The organism is Niallia oryzisoli, from assembly GCF_036670025.1.
GTDB lineage: Bacteria > Bacillota > Bacilli > Bacillales > Cytobacillaceae > Bacillus_BD > Bacillus_BD oryzisoli.
On record NZ_CP137640.1, the window covers coordinates 5403207 to 5418633 of the forward strand.

Here is a 15427-nt window from a genome sequence, read left to right on the forward strand (position 1 = left end):
TTATTATGTACATTTTTGGAGAAATTACTTGTTTTAGTTTTGAAAACAAATCCTTAGAAATAGTGTTTTCTGCCACCGCTGTTCTTTATTTAAAAAGAACAAGAAAATATTCCATTAATTGGCTTGAATAAGGGTAAAAGCAGCCGGCATATACATCCTTTACAGACACAAAAATGAGGTGGATAAAATGAAAAGGCTGGTAACGTTGTTGCTAGTAATTTTCACTTTGTTGGTTTTGACGGGCTGCAGCAGTAACAATAACAGCAGCGGAGCTGTCCCTACCCATACAGAGGCAAATTTAAAGTCAATTCCACTGGAGATTGCGGGGACCATTGAAGGTATTGAGGGAAGTCCCGGTGATAGCAGCGGCATTAAAATAAATGATCTCAAAACGCAAGAGGTGTTTAAGAACTGTAACTGAAGCTCTTGAAATATAGTCCAAAGCAAAACAATGGCTTTATCCCCAGAAGAGGCTGCCCTTCCTAAGGTTAGCCTCTTTTGTTTGAAAAGTTCAGAAATGCAACTACAAATTCTCTCAACCCTATCTATTAGCTCTAATTAATCTTAGGAGCCAATACTAATTTATCAAAAATACTCTATTACTAAAATTTCCCATATCATGCATGGAAGTATACAAGAATAGCAGTTTAGGCTCAATACGGTAGAAGACAGCAGGAGAACCACCCCTCTGCTTCCAGGTTATTTGTTCGTTTTTTCACGCTCTTTTATTGCGGTACACGTGTCCATATGAGGCGGAATTTTGTGATTAGTCCATTTGAACAAAACAGCTGAACACCCTGTAATGACAAAGAAATCTGAAAAATTTGTGTATTTTTGAAAGCGTTGACACTATCCTTCAACGAGGTTATGATGGCAATGTAATAAAGATATGACAAATGATTGATAGAGGGTGATATTTATCACATCTACGATTATTGAAATCAATTATTTTACCAAAATCAATTAGCGTAGCTTAATCCATGCAGTTGTACCAGATACCCGGAAAAATTTTTTACACCATATGTAAGCGAATACATTATAGAACATTCCGAATAATACAGCAGTTACACTAATAAATTTTGAGTAAAACTAAGAAGCTTTATTTTTAAAGGAGGATTACCATTGGCAAAAAAAGCATTAGATGATTTTCTAACACCCCAGCTTAACGAATTACGTGAAAAAGGACTTTACAATGTGATCGATACTGTCGAAGGTCCAAACGGTCCAAAGGTCCAGATTAACGGGAATACGGTTATCAATATGTCTTCGAACAACTACCTTGGTCTTTCTAACAATGACAGATTGAAGGAAAAAGCAATTGAAGCCGTTCAGAAGTATGGTGTTGGTGCCGGTGCGGTGCGTACGATTAACGGAACCTTATCCATCCACAATGAATTAGAAAAAAGAATTGCTGAATTAAAGCACACAGAAGCGGCTATCGCTTTCCAATCTGGATTTAACTGCAACATGGGTGCCATTTCAGCGGTCATGACAAAGAAAGATGCCATAATTTCTGACGAATTAAACCATGCTTCCATCATTGATGGCTGCCGCTTATCAGGAGCAAAAATTCTTCGCGCGAAGCACCAAGACATGGATGACCTGCGCCGTGTAGCAAAAGAAGCGACGGAAAGCGGACTGTATGAAAAGGTTATGTATATTACAGACGGTGTGTTCTCAATGGACGGAGATGTCGCAAAGCTTCCTGAAATCGTTGAGATTGCTGAAGAATACGGCTTAATCACATATGTAGACGATGCACACGGATCAGGCGTTATGGGTCAAGGTGCAGGTACAGTAAAGCATTTTGGACTATCCGATCGCATTGACTTCCAAATTGGAACACTGTCAAAGGCAATCGGTGTTGTTGGCGGGTATGTAGCCGGTTCACAAAAGTTAATTGACTGGCTAAAGGTTCGTGCACGTCCTTTCCTTTTCTCAACATCAATGACACCAGGTGATGCAGCTGCATGTATTGAAGCGATCGATATTATGATGGAATCAACTGAAAAAGTTGAAAAGCTTTGGGAAAACGGAAAATACCTAAAAGAAGGCTTGAAGAAATTAGGCTTTGACATCGGCCATTCTGAAACACCTATCACACCATGTATCATTGGCGATGAAAATTTAACACAGCAATTCTCCCGCCGTTTAATGGAAGAAGGCGTATATGCAAAATCCATTACCTTCCCAACTGTACCAAAAGGGACGGGAAGAGTAAGAAATATGCCGACAGCAGCACATACAAAGGAAATGCTTGATGAAGCGCTTGCCGTATATGAAAAAGTCGGGAAAGAATTGAACATTATTTAAACGGTTCTGTGAAAGGATTTCTTTCACAGGCTAGTCAAATGAAAGCGATATCATAGATTTTTCCTATTGATATGAAAAAAAATCCTATATTACTGTTAACTTTGGGGGTTAAGAAAATGAAAAAAATACTTGTAACTGGATGCTTAGGCCAAATCGGCTCAGAATTAGTGATGCGGATGCGTGAAATCTATGGAACAGAAAACGTTATTGCAACAGATATCCGACGTGTTGATGGCAACATCGTCATTGAAAGCGGCCCATTTGAAATTCTGGATGTGATGGATTATGAAGCCATGCTTAATATGGCTAAAAAATATCAAGTCGACACATTTATCCACTTAGCAGCACTTTTATCAGCCGTAGCAGAAAAGAAAACAAAGTTAGCTTGGGACTTAAATATGGGCGGTCTTGTAAACGCACTTGAAGTAGCACGTGAATTAAAGCTTAAGTTCTTTACACCAAGCTCAATCGGATCCTTTGGACCTGGCACACCGCAGGATTTAACACCACAGGATACAATTCAACGTCCAACAACGATGTACGGTGTGACAAAGGTAGCTGGTGAATTATTATGTGACTACTATTTTACAAAATTCGGTGTTGATACGCGCGGCGTTCGTTTCCCTGGCTTGATTTCATACAAAACACTTCCTGGCGGTGGTACAACAGACTACGCAGTTGATATCTATTATGAAGCATTGAAAAATAAAAAATACACTTCATTCATCGGCAAAGGAACTTACATGGATATGATGTATATGCCGGATGCCATCGATGCCATCATCAAATTGATGGAAGCTGACCCAGCAAAATTGAAGCACCGCAATGCATTTAACATTACAGCGATGAGCTTCGAACCGGAACAAATTGCCGCTTCGATTAGAAAATTTATTCCGGAATTTGAAATGGATTATGATGTAGACCCTGTGCGTCAAGGAATTGCCAACTCTTGGCCAAACAGCTTAGATGCATCTGCCGCTTATCAGGAATGGGATTTCAATCCGCAGTATGACTTAGACCGTATGACGAAGGATATGTTGGAAAACCTATCGAAAAAATTAGGAATTCCCTTCAAAGCTAAAGAATTAGTTTCTGCTTAAAACAATAACAGTCGTACTTGTAGATTATGAAGGGAATATTGCCGTCGATATGAGAAAACCTAAAAAGAATGATAAAAGACTATCGTTGTGGGATTTACAAGGTGTAATGGATGGATTTACAACAAAAAAAGCAGCGTAAACATTTTCCTGAGATAACGAGCTGGACACTCATGTTAGGAATTCGACCTAACTCAAATAGTAGGTTAGGTCCCTGTTTAACGCCACTTCTTTAAAAGGAATCGAGGGACAGAAAAAAATATCTTTCATTGCCCTAAAATTATATTATAATTATATTTCATCCGTAATAAAAAAACAATTGTATTTTTAAGGAGGACTCTTTATGTAAGAGTTTGGTTTTGCCTCAGAATGTTAGCAGCCCTACCTTTTAACAAATAGGAGAGCAGGAGGAAACAACAATGGCAAAAGAAGAATTAAGCAGAGGATTGTCCAGTCGTCATATTCAGATGATCGCACTAGGAGGTACAATCGGTGTTGGCTTGTTTATGGGATCAGCCAGCACAATTAAATGGACAGGCCCGTCAGTTATGTTAGCTTATGGAGTTGCAGGTATTTTTATCTTTTTCATCATGCGTGCCATGGGGGAAATGCTGTATGTAGAGCCAAGTACCGGTTCCTTTGCTACATTTGGTTATAAATATATTCACCCACTTGCAGGATATTTAACTGCTTGGAGTAACTGGTTCCAATGGGTAACTGTAGGGATGGCAGAAATTATCGCTGTCGGAACATATATGAACTTCTGGTTCCCGGATCTTCCTTCTTGGATTCCAGGTTTAGTTGCCATGCTTATCCTTGCAGCAGCAAACTTAGTCTCGGTTAAATCATTTGGTGAATTTGAATTTTGGTTTGCACTTATAAAAATTGTAACGATTCTATTAATGATTGTAGCTGGATTTGGACTTATTTTCTTCGGACTTGGTAACGGCGGTAACGCAATTGGATTGTCAAATCTCTGGTCACACGGCGGTTTCTTCGCTGGCGGCTTTAAAGGCTTCTTCTTCGCATTAGCACTTGTTATCGGCGCATATCAGGGTGTAGAATTAGTTGGGATTACAGCTGGTGAAGCAAAAGATCCGCAAAAAACATTAACAAAAGCGATCAACAGCTTAATCGGACGTATTTTAATTTTCTATATTGGTGCCATCTTTGTAATCGTAACCGTATATCCTTGGGATGAATTAACAACCATCGGCAGCCCGTTTGTAGCTACTTTTGCAAAAGTAGGTATTACAGCTGCAGCCGGAATTATTAACTTCGTTGTTATTACAGCAGCTATGTCAGGCTGTAACAGTGGTATCTACAGCGCAGGACGTATGCTTTACACATTAGGAGTAAATGGACAAGCTCCTAAATTCTTTACAAAAGTCACAAAACATGGTGTACCGCTAGTTGGAACATTAGGTGTCGTCATCGGATTAGCAGTCGGCGTATTATTAAGCTACATTGCGCCGGAGAATATATTCGTTTATGTCTACTCCGCAAGCGTATTGCCTGGTATGGTTCCATGGTTTGTTATTCTAATCAGCCAAATTAACTTTAGAAAATCTAAAGGTGCCGCAATGGACAGCCATCCATTCAAATTGCCATTTGCACCTGTTACAAACTATTTAACCATTGCATTCCTAATCGTAGTACTAGTCGGCATGTGGTTCAACGTTGAAACACGTATATCCCTAATCGCCGGCATCGTCTTCCTTGGCCTAGTCACAGTAAGCTTCTACGCCTTCGGAATCAACAAAAAAGTACCAGCAGAACTTGACAAAGATAAAGACAAAATAGCATAAGAGGCACAAGAATTATGGAAGCATGGGGACGGTTCTCCTGCTTCCATAATGCATATTCCTCATATGACTAAATAATCCTAAAATAGGGATAGTTAATTATAATTATCCCTATTTCTTATTATCAGAAGCAGAGGGACGGTTCTTTTGCTTCCAAACAGAGGCATGGGGACAGTTCTCCCGCTTCCAAAATAAGCCTCTTTTTTAAGAAAATATCATCAAGAAATGACTATAAACAGAACTTAGGTGATCTTTTATGAAATATCGGTCAGCATTTGATATTATCGGTCCTGTTATGATTGGACCTTCTAGTTCTCATACAGCCGGTGCAGCCCGGATTGGTCGTGTGGCCCGCACTCTTTTTGAAAAGCAGCCAACTAGGGTGATCATCTCCCTTTATGGTTCTTTTGCCAAAACGTACAAAGGCCACGGAACGGATTTGGCCTTAGTTGCAGGCTTGTTGGATTTTGACACATTTGATGAACGCATCCCCGATGCTTTTGAAATCGCTGATCAAGTCGGGATGGAGGTTATTTTTAAAACAGAAGAAGCCATACCCGAGCATCCAAATACAGTCAAAATCAATTTATCTGATGACGATAAACAATTGGAGGTCATTGGAATCTCCATTGGCGGCGGTGCGATTGAAATAACTGAAATCAACTCATTCAAACTAAAATTATCTGGTGATCCGGCTATCCTTGTCACACATCTTGACCGCTTTGGTGTCATTAGCTGCGTGACCTCGATTTTTTCTAAATACAAAATCAATATCGGTCATATGGAAGTGGCTAGAAAAGAAAAAGGCGATACAGCGATTATGGTCATCGAGGTTGATGAAAGAATCGATGATCAAGTAATCAAAGAATTAAAGAAGCTGGAAAATGTTACGAGTGTTATTCGGATGGTTGAGTAGCAGACGGAATAGATTTAGCTGTTTTGTTTTATTAAACTGCATGCGGACTCGTGTGGAGCAACAGCCATGTGAAATTGCACCTGTTTTTCCATTCAAAAAATCATTAATAAAGCAGCCTAGACGTCTTTTGCGGACAACCTAACTATATATTGAGGAAATTTGTACATCAGGGGGAAATGCTATGTTTCGCAATGTAGCTGAACTTGTGAAAGCAGCAGAGTTAGATAAAATCAAAATTGCCGAAGTAATGATTCGGCAGGAAATTGAAGTCTCGGGACTGTCCCGAGAAGAAATCATCGCAAAAATGGATCAGAACTTAACTGTAATGGAGCGAGCAGTTGAACGAGGCTTGAACGGAGTAAAATCACGCACCGGTTTGACCGGCGGTGATGCCGTTTTATTACAAAACTATATTCAAAGCGGGAAATCCCTTTCGGGGACGCTGTTATTAGATGCGGTCAGCAAAGCAGTCGCCACAAATGAAGTGAATGCAGCGATGGGAACCATTTGCGCTACACCAACCGCTGGATCAGCAGGCGTCGTTCCAGGTACCTTGTTTGCTGTAAAAGAAAAACTCAACCCAACAAGATATGAAATGATTGAGTTTTTATTTACAACAGCTGCCTTTGGATTCGTCGTTGCGAATAACGCCTGCATTTCAGGAGCTGCCGGTGGATGTCAGGCAGAGGTCGGGACCGCTGCAAGTATGGCAGCAGCAGCTATTGTTGAAATGGCAGGCGGCACACCGCAGCAATCGGCAGAAGCCTTTGCTATTACGTTAAAAAATATGCTTGGTCTTGTGTGCGACCCGGTTGCAGGGCTTGTCGAAGTACCTTGCGTGAAACGAAACGCAATGGGTGCCTCCAACGCCTTGACCGCTGCAGACATGGCACTTGCCGGCATCACAAGCCGTATTCCATGCGACGAAGTCATCGCAGCTATGTACGCGATTGGTCAAACCATGCCATCCGCACTAAGAGAAACTGCAGAAGGTGGACTAGCTGCCACACCAACTGGACGCAGACTTGAAGCAGAAATCTTTGGCGAGCCAAAAGACAAGTTAGTGGATTATTTATTGAATTAAAAGTTGCAGGGGGACGGTTCTTTTGCTTCCAAATTTGGAAGCAAAAGAACCGTCCCCCTGTCTTTCCAACTGAAACAAAACAATTGTCCACATTTTTATAATTTTCAAAAAATAATTCTAATAATTCCACAAGTTTACCATTATAATAGAAAATAGATAGTATTATTTTTCAAGGAGTGAGTGAATTATTTTGCGAAAATGGTTCCTGCTGTCTGTTGTATTTATCTTTTCATCTAGTCTTTTTGGTTTGAGTGCTATGGCTGCAACATTCACTGATTTACCAGCTAGTCACAGGTTCTATGAAGAAATAACCTACCTTGAAAACAAAGGCATCATTGGCGGGTACCCTGATAAAACCGTCCGGCCTGAAGCGGAAGTCACACGTGCTGAAGCGGCTATCATGATTGGACGAACGCTGAATTTAAATGGCGAGCAGCGAAACACCATGTTTACCGATGTCAGCGCTAAGCAAATTGCAAGCGGATATATTACCTCTGCTGTAGAAGCTGGAGTGATCAAAGGCTTTCCCGACGGAACCTTTCGTCCAAATACCATCATCACTCGGGAGCAGGCAGCCATTTTGATTTCGAGAGCCTTTAACCTCACGAAAGAATCCGAAGTTCCTTTTACAGATATCTCACCTTCTATGGAAAGCTACCCGCATATTAAAAGAATCGTTGTAGAAAACATCACAAACGGCTATGAAGACTATACATTCCGGCCTTATGTAAAAGTAACACGCGCACACTTCTCGGCCTTTTTAGCGCGGGCATTAAATGATGATTACAAGGTTAAATTACCTCTAATATTTTTAAAAGATACAAGTAAAGTATATCATTATGAAGATGGCGGAAAAGTACGCTATGTATACGAGAATGAGGAATATGAAAACTGGAATCTCTGGAAGGTCTACCTAGAGAGCGGAACAACGTATTCCATCGTGGAGAGACAGGATAGTGCGGGCTATAAATTCGGTTACCCAGACTCCGAATATTCGGTGCAAGTTGCCTTTCCGATAGAAGTCGGACATACGTGGGACGGCTACGGAGAAATGCCGGATTATTATAAAATAACAGCCGCCTCTCTATCCGTTACAACGCCTGCCGGAACCTTCGAAAACGTCGTCGAAGTGACTACAACAGAGGGATATGTCAGCTACTATGCACCGTTTACAGGCCTGATTAAAACAACTAAAGATGGAGTAACAGTTACAGAATTAACAAAAATTGAATAAGAAGATTAGTGTTTTAGATGCAGAGGGACGGTTCTGTTGCTTCTTTGGAAGCAACAGAACCGTCCCCCTGCTTTCATCAAATTTCGATTAGCCCTAATAAAAGGAATACTTGAACAGCGACATGGGCGTCGAAAAAGCCTTGGCTTGTGGAGAGATTGAATCCGCCGATTTCTTGAATACGGTTCAGCCGGTAGCGGACAGATCCTAATGACACATTCATGTCCTTTGCCGTGTTTTTCATATGGCCATTGTTCTCTAAATACCAATAGAGTGTATATAATAGATCAGCCTTATATTTATGATCATAGGCCATAAGATCATCCAATAATTCATGCGAAAATGACATAAGCTCGGAGAAATTTTCGGGTTCTATAAATTTCGCAATCGCGCCCAACTCTTTATACGACTTGACCCTCGATGGACTTTTACTGAACGACATCATGTTAATGGTTTTTTGAGCTTCGATCAGCCCCCTTTTCAAATCCTCCACTCTTTTACATAACGTACTAATCCCTAACGTTACATCCAGCTCATTATTCTCGGCAAACGCATGATCCAACAGCCAGGATCCTGCGGCCGTCACGGAAGGAAATGATTGAACCCATTCTTCGGGAATGAGCGCGATGATTTGATTTACCCGCGTTGACATCAATCCCTTTCCCTTTCTTTGCTCCATGACCTTGTACATCCGCTCAACAGCGGCTTTTTTCCATTCAATAAAAGCCTCATCGAGGAGCTGTTCCCGATGATTAAATTTATTTAAATGAAAAATACACACATATTGTGGCTGTGCAATATTAAAACCAGCTAATTTTAACCGATAAATTAAATCCTCTTTTGGCAGCTCTTCTTGAAAAATTCCATTTAATAGCTCCTCTTTTAATCGATTCTCATTTTCAAAAGCGGAGGTTTCATTTAAAATTTGAATCGCACTAACGGATGAAGCTCTTTCAATGAGTAAATAATCCAGCTCTGAAAAATCACCTGCTTTTTTTATAAAAGAAAGAAAGCCAAATAATTTATTCCTTAAAAAAATCGGGGATACAAGCCTTTGATAAACTTCGTTCCCTGCTGTCGGAACCTTTAAAAGGATCGTCTTTTTTGCCTGAAAAGCGGACTGAATGTAAGGTGTTAACTCTTTTTTAACAAAATCAGCTCCTAAATCGCTGGTTTTCAAACATGAACTGGCTTCGATCCTTTCAAAATGAATATCCTCAATCAGGACCGGATAGTTCATTTCTTTTTCAATAAGCGTAATAAGCCCTTTAAGCCCGCTCCCATTTAAGATTGCATTTGGCAGCTTTTCACTGATCTGCAGAGCCCGTTTGAATACTTCCTTCTGCTCCTCGATCCGTTTAAAAGCATTATCTAACTCCTGGCCTAAATTCTCCTCCTGATAATAGGGCAGTTCTTTTTTAATCTCCTTTCCCCAATCCTCTACAGGCATGGCAACCCAATGACAGTGAGGATCGCCCTTCCCTTTGCATTCCACTTCTTTAAAAATAACCTGTCTTCCAAGGATGCTGCTGACGTATCCGCCGGCATAGCCGGTTAGTGTGAAACAAACCGGCTCAGAGGATAATCCAAAGTGTTCGAGATGTTTTTCCGCTTCCTGCGAATACACCCAATATCCCTCTGAAAAATAGTCCTTTGTATCAGGATCAACGATTAATTTTATGACCGAACTCCCCAGATCTGCCGTAATGGCATGTACGTGTGAACCAGAGAGAAATAAATCCTCTAACGTTAAGGTACTATAGTCATCCTTCCTTTTTAAAAGCTCAGCAAACTTTTCTCCACAATCCCAGCCATAACGAAGCAGAAAGCCTTTGGCACGGTCCATTCCCAATGCCGAAATTAAATGATTTCTTAAGGTGTCCAAAAGCTGACCTGATTCAGGCAGATATTTGATCATTTCATCTGAATTAATAATTGATGCCATTGGGTTGTCCCATCCTTTAGTCTTTATTATTAAAAATATTCATAATATTAGCAATTATTGTACTATTATTTAATCCTTTTTTACACTAATATGATTATACAAACCTGGCGCCGATGGTTTTTGAAAACGTTCACAAACTGGGGGAATGAAGATGAGTAAATTTAAAGAGGTAATTGCTACCTGTACACAGCCCATTGCTGATTTACTAGAAAAGACCACAAACCCGCTGCACATCGCGATTCTTGAAAACTATCGCCGTCATATTCATCTTGAGGGCTCTGGACAATTTGATAAAATCGTCGCGTCTGATATGACCGTTGATCACCCAGTCTACCGCATCACATGGGGTGAGAATCCTCTTGTTGTCGAGGAAAAGGAAGGGGTGGTTGGCTTTTATAATATTGCTGCACAATCTGTCCTTTGGCATTCAGATGAGCTGTTAGCGGTAGCAGATTGGGGAATCGCAGATGAACTAACATTCCATCAATTAATTAAAGGACAAGCTCTGCTTGACCTAGGATTTCATGTAGATGATCCGGAAAAAATTTATCATTATTCAAGCCGCCAAGTTTTCTTATGGCCATATGATCCAGAAACTGCCCGCTTAAAAGGAGAGCATCTATACGAAGATAAAACCACTGTGGTCATTGAAGAAGTTGCTGACGAAGATTTGATAACAACTGCTGAAGTGGCTCAAATTCATAAGGAAGTATTAGAGCGCTTGGAAGCAGGCCGCCCGGATAAGTATTGGACATTGGAAGTTGTAAAGCAGCAGCTGGCTAGTAAGGTTTGATCAGGGATTCATTCTTTAAAATAATAAGGGGGTAATGAGGATGATTGAGAGCTATATTCCAATTGAAGAAAAATTAGATACTAGACGTGATCAGTTTGCTTTGGAAGAGGGATATTTAAATATGTCAGAAGAAGAATCTCCATGGATTCCATTCCCAGGCAATGATAAAGTATGGATTCGCCACTTGTCCTTTGACGTCCGCAATAACGCTGCAGTTAATATCCTTCGCGTGGATGCCGGGGGTTCCCTTGGGCGTCACCGTCACCGCGGTCCTGTAACAGGCTTTACCCTTGAAGGAAGCTGGTATTACGCGGAGTATGATTGGGTTGCAAAACCAGGCGACTTCATTCGCGAAAGTCCAGGCAGAACACACACCCTCATGTCCGACCACGGCATGAAAACGTTATTCCATTTAAATGGATCAGAAGAATTTCTCGATGAAGAAGGCCGCATTGAACTTATCATCGATGTCTATTGGTTCATTGACCACTATATGAGCTACTGCGAAGAAAATAATTTGCCAATCAATAAGAAGCTGTTTTTGTAAAACAGGTTAATACATGATGCAAGGGGACGGTTCTGTTGCTTCTTTAGAAGCAACAGAACCGTCCCTTCGTTTTTCCCAAGCTAACTTTTTGACAGTGTTATTTTAAAAGAGTAATATTATCCCAGGATTATAATTATTCTTAATAAAGAAATATTATATTCAAATATTTACAATTAAAGGGGATACAACGATGACTAATGTTTTATTTATCAAAGCAAATGACAGACCAGCCGATCAGGCAGTTAGTTCAAATATGTATGAAACATTCTTGAATACATACAAAGAAGCCAATCCAAACGACTCCATTACTGAGCTGGATTTATTCGCGGAAAATATTACGGATTATGGCCACACTGCAATTACAGGCGTTTTCAAACGTAATCAAGGGTTGGAAGTAACGGCAGAAGAAGCTGCGGCTGCTGACTTAGTTGATCAATATTTAAACCAATTCTTTGCAGCGGATAAAATTGTTATGGCTTTTCCATTATGGAACGCAATGGTCCCTGCGCCGCTTGTGAACTACATTTCTTATTTAGCTCAAGCAGGAAGAACATTTAAATACACTCCAGAAGGTCCAGTTGGTTTGGTAGGAGACAAAAAAGTCCTTCTATTGACTGCCCGTGGCGGCGTATACTCTACAGAGCCAGCAGCATCAAATGAATTAGCTCTAAAATTTGTTTCAACCAACCTTGCATTATGGGGAGTAACCAATCCTGAAACAGTCATCATCGAAGGTCATAACCAATATCCAGACCGCGCCCAAGAAATCATCGCCGATGGTTTAGAAGAAGTTTCAAAGGCTGCAGCGAAATTCTAAGAAGCAGGGGTTCTCTTGCTTCCAAAAGTCTAAAAGGTAGTTAGAAAGAATTCTCGTATTGACCAACATTAAACACAAAGAAAATGCCCGATCTACTTTGATCGGGCATTTTTTCTATCCATATGGATTCTTACTACCAGAAAGGAAGCACAAGAACCGTCCCTCTGCTTCCATCAAAAGAGCCAACCTTCTGCTTCTATTCTTACTTCTTAATTTCATATATTTTATATAAACGGTCTTTTGGGGAGTGATGATGGTTTGGGTTATTTTGTGAGGACGGAGAGTAATGTGAATCTTTATGTGGAGGATTTGAATCCAGAGGGAAACCGGACGATTGTGTTTGTTCATGGGTGGCCGTTGAATCACCATTTGTTTGAATATCAATATAACGTGCTGCCTGAGATGGGGTTTAGATGTATTGGCATTGACCAAAGGGGGTTTGGAAAGTCCGATAAACCATGGGGTGGGTATGATTACAACCGAATGGCAGATGATATCTGGATGGTGATTCAAACATTGCAATTGCAGAACATTACACTCGTCGGCCATTCGATGGCAGGTGCCATTTCAATTCGATATATGGCGCGCCACAATGGATACGGCGTTTCAAAGCTGGTCCTTGTAGATGCTGCTGCACCGACAGGTTTTACAAAGGAAACAGCTGCCCAGCTTTTTAGCAAGGCGAGCAATGACCGCCCAAATATGCTCGAGGATGTCGCTGATATATTTTTTTATAAAAACACCAGCCGCCCTTTCTCAGAATGGTTTATCCGAATGGGCTTAGAAGCAGGCAGCTGGTCCACACTGAAAACCATCATCTCACTAAGGGACGAAAATGTAGCACCAGATCTAGCCCAAATATTTGTCCCCACTCTCATCATCCATGGGATTCACGATCAGGTTATCCCATTTTCGCAATCCCATATCCTGCATCAATCCATCCGAAATTCCTATGTCATCCCTTTCAAATACAGCGGACATGGCCCCGTCTGGGAAGAAAAAGACAAATTTAATCAAGAACTGGTAAACTTTATTAGGTAAAACGGAGGGCAAAATTCCGAAGCAGAGGGACGGTTCTCTTGCTTTCAAATTAAAAAGAACCAGTTTTAATCAAACGTTTGTTTATATACTCCAGTATCACTTATCGCTTCTGGTTATCGCTCCATGGACTCTATACGATAAAAAGGGACAGTTTTTCTGCCCCTTTTTACGTTTACTTATTTTGTTCGTTCAGACCTTTTAAGGCTACCTTTTCAAATCCATTTCCGCGTTCTTCGGCAAATTCCACATCAACTTTTGGTAAAGCATTATTATGCTTCGGCGCATTGTTATTCTTATTTTTAGCCATGATTCCACCACCCTTTATGTCAAAAAATCGTTCAAGGATGCTGACACTATAAAAATCACGATATCAGTTCAGTTATCAGCACCCACCTTTTTAGTTTGCTTCCTTTTTTATAAGCTATGCTTGGAATACCTACTGCAATTTTTTCACGCAAACGAAAAGAGAGTAAACCTAATTGGTCTACCCTCTTTGCACTATAATGGCCATATTACGCAATTTCTTGTTACTCAATGCTCTCCACAAGATTTTGCCCATACTCGTTTGTCTTATAGACAACGGTTAATTCTTTTCCCTCTTCCATGGCATCAAGTTTTGCACCAATTTCTTCATCGTAAAATTGGAAAGCCATAACACCTTCAGGGACCGCATTCGTTTTTAATTCAAATGTGTGTGGATCGGCTAAACCTCCAAACGTACCCTTTACAGTCTGTACGTCAGCGGCTTGTTCATCTCCACCTGCAGGCTCTTCGACAGTACCCGGATCCTCGGATTCGGTTGGCTCCGCTTCTGTTCCCGGGTCCTCGGATTCAGTTGGCTCCTCTTCTGCTCCCGGGTCCTCTGTATCAGCTGGTTCTTCTACTTTAGGAGTGTCTTCTTTTTTCGTTTGTTCATCAGTGCCAGATGCTGGCTCTTGAACGTCTTCTGTCACTTCTTTTTTAGTGTCAACAGACTCTTCTTTTGTTGGCGCACAAGCAACAGCCAAAGTCATAATGGCCATAACCAGCACAGCAAGAAATCTAAACTTCCAATTTTTTTTCATGGTACATACCCCCTTACCTTTTTTATATCATATTTGCCAATCGAAATGTTAAATTAATAGAAAATGTTAGCAGAACTTCATGAAATAGTAAAATTCCGTTCTTTTGTACTAATTCATAAGCAAAGGGACGGTTCTCTTGCTTCAAAAACATTATAGGACTATATTATTAGTCAACTTTCCGTACTTAATAACAACAGAAATCCTCCTAATAATGAATCAACCCTCTCATTTTGGGCATTAATTTTAACAGAGTCAAGCAACAAGAAAGGATATACGATGATGGGTTATATCGAAGAAATCAGAAGCAAACTGGGAAATGACCCGATTATCTTAAATTCAGCCGGGGTTATTATCCCAGACGCAGAAGGCAGGGTGCTGCTTCAATATCGGAATGACACGAAGAATTGGGGGTTGCCGGGCGGTTATATGGAGCTCGGAGAAACTTTTGAGGAAACGGCCAGAAGAGAGTTAAAAGAAGAAATGGGCATTAAACCGAATAATCTGGCCTTTTTTGAGATATTCTCTGGCAGTGATTTTTACCACGAATACCCTAATGGCGACCAAGTATACAGTGTTGCTGCGGTTTATATTGTATACGGAATCAAGGAAGAGATTAAGCCGGATCAAAAGGAAATCAGCAGGGTCGCATACTTTTCTTTTGACGAGCTCCCACAGCATCTAACGAAGACTTCTCGGTTGATTTTGGAGCATTATCGAAAAAGCAGGGACACACGAGATACCTTACACTAACATTTTCAGAATAACCTAGCTGAC

General features: G+C 40.7%; 15 protein-coding genes. 12 read left to right on the forward strand and 3 right to left on the reverse strand.

Annotation, left to right across the window (positions count from 1 at the left end):
• Positions 1-187: 187 nt before the first annotated feature.
• From R4Z09_RS26940 to R4Z09_RS26970, 7 genes are all read left to right on the forward strand, one after another.
• Positions 188-421 carry a hypothetical protein gene (locus R4Z09_RS26940; RefSeq protein WP_338449744.1) on the forward strand — a complete coding sequence of 78 codons (234 nt, stop codon included), beginning with the start codon at positions 188-190 and terminating at the stop codon, positions 419-421.
• 701 nt (positions 422-1122) lie between these two features.
• Positions 1123-2313: a glycine C-acetyltransferase gene (locus R4Z09_RS26945; protein WP_338449745.1), complete on the forward strand. Its 1191-nt coding sequence runs from the start codon at positions 1123-1125 to the stop codon at positions 2311-2313.
• Between the two features lie 116 nt (positions 2314-2429).
• A complete protein-coding gene (locus R4Z09_RS26950; protein WP_338449746.1) occupies positions 2430-3413 on the forward strand; it encodes an L-threonine 3-dehydrogenase in 984 nt (327 codons plus the stop codon).
• A gap of 416 nt (positions 3414-3829) precedes the next feature.
• Complete coding sequence (locus R4Z09_RS26955; RefSeq protein WP_338449747.1) at positions 3830-5218, forward strand: amino acid permease; 1389 nt, start codon at positions 3830-3832, stop codon at positions 5216-5218.
• A gap of 253 nt (positions 5219-5471) precedes the next feature.
• Positions 5472-6131: an L-serine ammonia-lyase, iron-sulfur-dependent subunit beta gene (gene sdaAB / locus R4Z09_RS26960; protein WP_338449748.1), complete on the forward strand. Its 660-nt coding sequence runs from the start codon at positions 5472-5474 to the stop codon at positions 6129-6131.
• Between the two features lie 181 nt (positions 6132-6312).
• On the forward strand, positions 6313-7215 hold the full coding sequence (gene sdaAA / locus R4Z09_RS26965) for an L-serine ammonia-lyase, iron-sulfur-dependent, subunit alpha (RefSeq protein WP_338449749.1): 903 nt from the start codon (positions 6313-6315) through the stop codon (positions 7213-7215).
• Positions 7216-7405: 190 nt separating this feature from the next.
• The gene (locus R4Z09_RS26970; protein ID WP_338449750.1) at positions 7406-8449 is read left to right on the forward strand and encodes an S-layer homology domain-containing protein; all 1044 of its coding nucleotides are present in this window, start codon (positions 7406-7408) and stop codon (positions 8447-8449) included.
• Between the two features lie 76 nt (positions 8450-8525).
• Here R4Z09_RS26970 and R4Z09_RS26975 read toward each other — a convergent pair whose 3' ends face one another.
• Positions 8526-10391 carry a helix-turn-helix domain-containing protein gene (locus R4Z09_RS26975; protein WP_338449751.1) on the reverse strand — a complete coding sequence of 622 codons (1866 nt, stop codon included), beginning with the start codon at positions 10389-10391 and terminating at the stop codon, positions 8526-8528.
• 151 nt (positions 10392-10542) lie between these two features.
• Here R4Z09_RS26975 and R4Z09_RS26980 point away from each other — a divergent pair, with 151 nt between their 5' ends.
• From R4Z09_RS26980 to R4Z09_RS26995, 4 genes are all read left to right on the forward strand, one after another.
• Complete coding sequence (locus R4Z09_RS26980; RefSeq protein ID WP_338449752.1) at positions 10543-11184, forward strand: hypothetical protein; 642 nt, start codon at positions 10543-10545, stop codon at positions 11182-11184.
• 40 nt (positions 11185-11224) lie between these two features.
• Positions 11225-11731 (forward strand): 2,4'-dihydroxyacetophenone dioxygenase family protein, encoded by a 507-nt coding sequence (locus R4Z09_RS26985; RefSeq protein ID WP_338449753.1) that lies wholly within the window; start codon positions 11225-11227, stop codon positions 11729-11731.
• Positions 11732-11873: 142 nt separating this feature from the next.
• The gene (locus R4Z09_RS26990) at positions 11874-12548 is read left to right on the forward strand and encodes an FMN-dependent NADH-azoreductase (protein WP_338453366.1); all 675 of its coding nucleotides are present in this window, start codon (positions 11874-11876) and stop codon (positions 12546-12548) included.
• Between the two features lie 258 nt (positions 12549-12806).
• Positions 12807-13589: an alpha/beta hydrolase gene (locus R4Z09_RS26995; protein WP_338449754.1), complete on the forward strand. Its 783-nt coding sequence runs from the start codon at positions 12807-12809 to the stop codon at positions 13587-13589.
• Positions 13590-13761: 172 nt separating this feature from the next.
• Here R4Z09_RS26995 and R4Z09_RS27000 read toward each other — a convergent pair whose 3' ends face one another.
• Positions 13762-13896, reverse strand: a complete 135-nt coding sequence (locus R4Z09_RS27000) for a hypothetical protein (RefSeq protein ID WP_338449755.1) — start codon at positions 13894-13896, stop codon at positions 13762-13764.
• A gap of 220 nt (positions 13897-14116) precedes the next feature.
• Positions 14117-14653 (reverse strand): hypothetical protein, encoded by a 537-nt coding sequence (locus R4Z09_RS27005; RefSeq protein ID WP_338449756.1) that lies wholly within the window; start codon positions 14651-14653, stop codon positions 14117-14119.
• Positions 14654-14929: 276 nt separating this feature from the next.
• Here R4Z09_RS27005 and R4Z09_RS27010 point away from each other — a divergent pair, with 276 nt between their 5' ends.
• Positions 14930-15403, forward strand: a complete 474-nt coding sequence (locus R4Z09_RS27010) for an NUDIX hydrolase (RefSeq protein WP_338449757.1) — start codon at positions 14930-14932, stop codon at positions 15401-15403.
• Positions 15404-15427 lie beyond the last annotated feature (24 nt).